The sequence below is a fragment of the Desulfovibrio sp. 1188_IL3213 genome (genome assembly GCF_036763145.1).
Lineage (GTDB): Bacteria > Desulfobacterota > Desulfovibrionia > Desulfovibrionales > Desulfovibrionaceae > Desulfovibrio.
On record NZ_JBAIYR010000125.1, the window covers coordinates 1 to 5,745 of the forward strand.

Consider the following 5,745-nt stretch of genomic DNA (forward strand, 5'->3'; position numbering starts at 1 on the left):
GAGGCCGGGATGCCGCCGCCTTTTTGCGCGCACTGGTGGCGCTGCAGCGCCCCCCCACGGTTTTTGACGCAGACGCACTGGCAGTAATGGCGCAGCAGCGTGACCTTCTGGACGCCATATGTGAAGAGGACATCCTTACCCCTCACCCCGGCGAGGCAGCCATGCTTCTGGGGTGTTCCGCCCAGGAAGTCCAGGATGACAGATGGGCCGCACTGGACGGCCTCTGCTCCCTGAGCCGTGGGGTCAACATCCTTAAGGGAGCCGGAACCCTGGTACGGCAACAGCGAGGCCCCATCGGCATTTGCCCCTATGACGTGCCACAGCTGGCTGTGGGTGGTTCAGGCGATGTACTGGCAGGCTGCCTTGGTGGCCTGCTGGCCTCAAAACAGGATTTTGCGCATACCGACAAACGGGAATGCGCCTTTTCCACAGGTCCGTCCCTTATAACAGCCGGGCAAGGCGTGGCCCTGCACGCCCTGGCCGGACGTTCGCTTGCCGCCCATTGGCCCGTGCGTGGCAACACGGCTGCAGCCATCGCGGATGCCCTGCCCCACGCTCTTCACAACATCACCCAAGACCAGGAAGATGACCTTGCATGGCCCGGATAACCCTTGCCACCCTTGATGATACCCGCCGCTTTGCCGGTCTGCTGGCGCACGCGCTGGACAACGTACCCGAAGTGAAAACCCTGTTGTTGCGCGGAGACCTCGGCAGCGGGAAAACAACGCTGACGCGCTTTATGATTTTGGCCCTGCCCGGCGGTAATGAAGCAGAGGTAGCCAGCCCCTCTTTTACGCTGTGCAACCACTACCCCACAGTACCGCCCGTACTGCACTGCGACCTTTACCGCTGTCCAGGATCCGTGCCGGAAGACCTGCTGGAGGCGCTTGATAACCTGAGCACTTTAATTATAATTGAGTGGGCAGAGTTTTTGCCCGATCAGGAGCGACCCGAAGAATATCTGGACATCGCGCTGAAGGCATGCGAAGAAGGTCACTTATTGACGCTGCAAGCCTGCGGCCGTAAGGCCGAGGCCCTGTTGCGCCATTTGTGCGAACAATGGACTTTAGGCAGAGTCTGAACCCTCGGAACTGCGTTCGTACAATTGGCCTGTTGTACACTGTGAAGGATTGTGGGCAATGGATACAGGCATGAAAATTTTAGTGCAAAAGTTTGGCGGCACGTCGGTAGCCAAGCTTGAATCTATGAAGCAGGTGCGGGAAAAAGTTCTGCGCGGTCTGGCACAGGGCTATAAGGTTATAGCCGTGCTGTCGGCCCGGGCCGGCGAAACCAACCAGCTTCTTGCTCTGGCCGGCGAGTGGTCAGCCACCCCTGACAGCGCGGAATGTGACGCCCTTGTGGCTACGGGCGAACAGGTTTCCATCAGCCTGTTCACCATGCTGCTCAAGGATGCGGGCATTCGCGCCCGGTCTTTGCTGGGCTGGCAGATTCCCATTACCACCGATGATGATTTTGGCCGCGCACGCATTCTTTCCATCAACAGCAAAGCCCTGTACGGCTTTCTGAAAGAACATGACGTGCTGGTAGTTGCAGGCTTTCAGGGCTGCACTGAAAACGGTCGCATCACCACTCTCGGGCGCGGCGGATCAGACACTTCGGCAGTGGCCCTTGCTGCGGCCATGGGTTCCGCCGAGTGCGAAATCTATACGGATGTTGACGGCGTTTACACCACAGACCCCAACATCTGCTCCACCGCCCGCAAAATGGACCGTGTAGCCTATGAAGAAATGCTGGAAATGGCGAGCATGGGAGCCAAGGTTCTGCACATCCGCTCGGTAGAATTCGCTAAAAAGTATAAGGTTCCCGTGCGGGTACGCTCCACATTCAGCAATGATCCCGGCACTCTCGTTACTCAGGAGGATTCCACAATGGAAGCCGTTCTTGTTTCCGGCATCGCATATGATAAAGATCAAGCCCGCGTAACCATTCGCGATCTGCCGGATGTACCGGGAATGGCCGCCGCCGTGTTCGGGCCGCTTTCCGAAAAGGGCATTCTTGTTGACATGATCGTGCAGAACACGAGCCTGGACGGTCATACCGACATTACCTTTACCATTTCGCGTAAAGACCTGCAGCAAACGCTCGCAGTGATGGAAGCTGTGGCCGAAAAAACCGGCGCTTCAGAAATTCTGCACGATGTCAGCGTTGCAAAGGTGTCCGCCATCGGCGTAGGCATGCGCAACCATTCCGGCGTTGCCGCGCGCACGTTTGCCGCCCTCACGCACGAGGGCATCAATATCCTCATGATAAGCACTTCTGAAATCAAGATTACAATCCTGATTCAGGAAAAATACGTTGAACTGGCCGTCCGTATTCTGCACGATACCTTCGGGCTTGATTGGGACATCGGCTAAGCCCCCTCATATCTGAAAAACCCGACCACGGCACAATCAATGTCGTGGTCGGCCATATAGGGTATTTTAGCCATGTCGTCAGTAAAGATAACTGTTGCCGACATCGTACCCGGGATGTATCTCGTCAGTCCCGGGCTTTCGTGGATCAAAGCCCCTCTCTTGTATATGGAAGAGGGGCTTATCACGTCGCGGGAAGAGATTGCGCAGATCATCAAGCAGGGGTACACAGAAGCCTACCACGACCCTTCACGCTTCCGCCGGCTGGATGAGTTTGCAACAGATCAGGAAGAAAACATCTGGCCTGACCCCAAAGGCCCTCTGGTTTCTCTGGATGAAGAGATTCCCAAGGCCGCTGCCATTTATGCAGACTCTTTTGAGCATGTGCGCAGCCTTATGCAGGCCGCGCAAGGTGGTGCTGTTGACGTTGCGGCCTCCCAACCCTACGTGGAATCCATTGTCAACAGTCTTAACCGCAATGTGGATGCGCTGGTTTCATTATCAAAACTTAAAAGTTCTGACGAATACACCTATACGCATTCCGTCAATGTAACCATTTTTGCCGTAGCCTATGCGCATCACCTTGGCCTGCCGGAAGAAAAACTTCACCTGGTGGGCATGGCCGGGCTGTTTCACGATTTTGGCAAGGCCTTTATCCCGCAAGAAATACTCAACGCGCCGCGCAGGCTTACGCCCGAAGAACAGGAAATCATGCAATCCCACGTGGTTCTCGGCTACAATCAACTGAAAAAAGCGGACAACATACCGCCGGAAGTTTTGCAGGCCGTTGCGCAGCACCACGAGAAACATAACGGCACAGGCTACCCCTATCGGCTGGCCGGCAACAAGATCGGCATTTATGGGCGCATTCTTTCAGTCAGCGACAACTACGACGCCCTTTCGGCCAAGCGGGTGTATAAAACACCCATGCCCGCCAATATCGCTCTGGCAATGATGTACAAAATGCGCGGCCAGGCATGGGCTCCCGGCTATGTGGAACGCTTTATCAAGATGATGGGCATTTATCCTGTAGGCACTCCGGTGCAGCTGTCCAGCGGCGAACAGGGCATCGTGTGCCGCTCAAACCCAAGCTTTCCCGCACAACCGTGTGTTATTATGGCCTTTGACCCTGAGGGCAGACCCATCAACCCCATATTTCTGGACCTGAGCAAAGAGCACGGTCTGGAAATCGAGCGCTCTCTCACAGGGGCCGATGCCGAAAAAATGGACATTGCAGCGCTTTTGTCACAGGCTTGGCAATAGCGCGCTTCATTTGAACCGGCTTCACCCTGGGCAGGCGCCTGCCGCAAAGACCCGGCGCTTTCAGTTTTTACCCCAAAGGATTTTGCCGCTACGGCAACCCCTTCATCCGTGACGGTAAACGCTTGCGAGCGCTTCGTAAAAAGGAACCCCCCGGCCTAGCCGGGGGTTCTTCATATGCGCCTGTAAGGCTTTCTTACCAGCCGCGCCCTAACAGGCGCACGGGCGATCTGACATTTGCATTTCTGTTACTTGCGGCCCGTAAACGGGCTCCCTGGGTATGGTAAGCTCAGTTGGTCGCCAAGCTTGTCTGACCCAAGCTGATGCTTAATGTAGTCCTGAATCTTGGCTTTGTTTTTACCTACCGTATCAACATAATATCCACGGCACCAAAATTCTCGATTGCGCTATTTGAATTTCAAGTCGCCGAATTGTTCGTAGATCATCAGGCTGCTTTTACCCTTTAGGTAGCCCATAAAACTTGAGACACTCATTTTGGGGGGAATCTCAAGCAACATGTGGATGTGATCAGGACAACACTCTGCCTCAACTATTTTCACATCTTTCCATTCGCACAATTTCCGCAGAATTTCGCCTATTGCTCTTTTCTTTTCACCATAAAACACCTGTCGGCGATACTTAGGTGCAAAAACAATGTGATATTTACAGTTCCAGCGCGTGTGGGCTAAGCTTTTCGTGTCACCCATCGTGACCTCCTTTTGATTTGTTGACTCGCAGTTGCCAGACCGCGAGATTTTTTAACAAATCAAAAGGAGTTTTACTCACTTGGGCAAAGCTATAAGCTTTTTAGAACCCCCCGCCTAGCGGGGGGTTTTCTAGTTACAAAAAGGGCCGGTAGTGACCGGCCGTTTTTAGGATATGGCCCTGGGACTCAGGCCAAAAGGTTTATCAAGCAGCCTGCTGTGAATGAAAAAATGAGAATGAACGCGAGGTAGATGCTGAAGTTGCGCATGCCGAGCACGATCTTGATGGCCCCGAGCTTGGCTATCTTGGTCGCTGCCCCGGCCAGGAGGAAGGCCACGACGCTCCCTTCGGAAAGGCCCATTTCCTGCCATGTTCGCAGGAGCGAGATTATGGCGCCGTCACAGGTATAGACCGGCACAGAAATCAGCACGGCGGCCAGTACCTCGAAAGTCGGGTTGACGCCGAGCACCAGGTTGACCCACTCGCGCGGGATGAGCACCTCGAAGAGCGTGGCCAGAAGAATGCCGACGACGAAATACGGCGCCGTGATCGCGAAGGATTTCTTGAGGTCCCCGGTGAAGGTTTTGCCGACCGGCGCAACCCCGGGCGCGAACTTCTGCAGGTCGAAAACCTGCCTGTTCTTGAAAAACACCTGAACCAGCCAGCCGGAAAGCATCCCGGCGACAACGCACAGCCCCAGCCGCCACAGGGCCGCGGGCGTGCCCAGGGCGAAGGTCAGAAAAAAAATGTTCGGGTTCAGGAGTATGGAACTCATCATGAAGGCCGTGAGTGTGGCTTGGGGCACGCCCTTTCTGCCCAGCGCCACGATGACCGGGATGGTGCCGTACATGCACAGCGGCGAGGCCGTGCCGATGAGCGCGGCCACGGTCGCGGAGAAAAGCGAAAAAGAGCCTTCGCGCATCCGGTAGACCTTGCCGATCATTTCCTGGGTCAGGTAGGTCGAAATGAGCGAACCCACGATAAGGCCGACCACCCAGAATGGGCCCACGGCTTTGAGCTGCATCCAAAGCGTGAACAGGAGCGAGTCCAAGAGCGTATGGTGGACCGCGTGCATCACGCGCTCTCCTTGTCGAAATAGCCGCTCAGCGATTCCATCTGTCGGATCGCAGCCAGCGGCCGCCCGGTGAGGTCGGCCGCGCACTCTTCAAGCTGTTTGCGCAGCGTTCCGGCCAGACTCTCGTTTTCCAGCAGCGGAAACGGCGTCAGGTGCAGCTCCGCGCCTTCCTTTGTTTGGCGCAGGCGGAAGTCGGGGGTCTTGATGCAGTGCCGTGCCGCGAACAGGCGCAGGTAGCCCTCGATCAAGGCCTCCGCCTGGTCAAAGGCGCGCAATGTTTTTTCATCAGGGCTCATACCGTAGGCGAACCGGGTCAGGAGACAGGGCCGCGCG

5 protein-coding genes and 2 pseudogenes are annotated in these 5,745 nt (G+C 55.9%); 4 read left to right on the forward strand and 3 right to left on the reverse strand.

The genetic code is table 11. The features are described 5' to 3' along the window. The 4 genes from V6C16_RS06860 to V6C16_RS06875 all read left to right on the forward strand — a co-directional run. Nucleotides 1-608 (forward strand): ADP-dependent NAD(P)H-hydrate dehydratase (locus tag V6C16_RS06860; RefSeq protein WP_333542937.1); only part of this gene is annotated, 608 nt, incomplete at its 5' end. Continuing rightward, the gene (tsaE, locus tag V6C16_RS06865; protein WP_333535205.1) at nt 596-1,081 is read left to right on the forward strand and encodes a tRNA (adenosine(37)-N6)-threonylcarbamoyltransferase complex ATPase subunit type 1 TsaE; all 486 of its coding nucleotides are present in this window, start codon (nt 596-598) and stop codon (nt 1,079-1,081) included. The genes V6C16_RS06860 and tsaE, both read left to right, overlap by 13 nt. A 70-nt stretch (nt 1,082-1,151) precedes the next feature. Further along, complete coding sequence (locus V6C16_RS06870) at nt 1,152-2,375, forward strand: aspartate kinase (protein ID WP_333535206.1); 1,224 nt, start codon at nt 1,152-1,154, stop codon at nt 2,373-2,375. Nucleotides 2,376-2,447: 72 nt separating this feature from the next. Further along, nucleotides 2,448-3,635, forward strand: coding sequence for an HD-GYP domain-containing protein (locus V6C16_RS06875; protein WP_333535207.1), 1,188 nt, complete (start codon nt 2,448-2,450; stop codon nt 3,633-3,635). A gap of 245 nt (nt 3,636-3,880) precedes the next feature. Here V6C16_RS06875 and tnpA read toward each other — a convergent pair. From tnpA to V6C16_RS06890, 3 genes and pseudogenes are all read right to left on the reverse strand, one after another. Beyond that, nucleotides 3,881-4,339: pseudogene (gene tnpA, locus V6C16_RS06880) on the reverse strand (IS200/IS605 family transposase). Nucleotides 4,340-4,524: 185 nt separating this feature from the next. Next, the gene (locus V6C16_RS06885; RefSeq protein ID WP_333534507.1) at nt 4,525-5,412 is read right to left on the reverse strand and encodes a permease; all 888 of its coding nucleotides are present in this window, start codon (nt 5,410-5,412) and stop codon (nt 4,525-4,527) included. Next, nucleotides 5,412-5,745, reverse strand: a pseudogene (locus V6C16_RS06890) (hypothetical protein); the annotation flags it as partial. The pseudogene V6C16_RS06890 and the gene V6C16_RS06885, both read right to left, overlap by 1 nt.

Coding starts and splice junctions, on each gene's coding strand:
- tsaE (WP_333535205.1), top strand. CDS start 596: ATGGCCCGGATAACCCTTGCCACCCTTGATGATACCCGCCGCTTTGCC.
- V6C16_RS06870 (WP_333535206.1), top strand. CDS start 1,152: ATGAAAATTTTAGTGCAAAAGTTTGGCGGCACGTCGGTAGCCAAGCTT.
- V6C16_RS06875 (WP_333535207.1), top strand. CDS start 2,448: ATGTCGTCAGTAAAGATAACTGTTGCCGACATCGTACCCGGGATGTAT.
- V6C16_RS06885 (WP_333534507.1), bottom strand. CDS start 5,412: ATGCACGCGGTCCACCATACGCTCTTGGACTCGCTCCTGTTCACGCTT.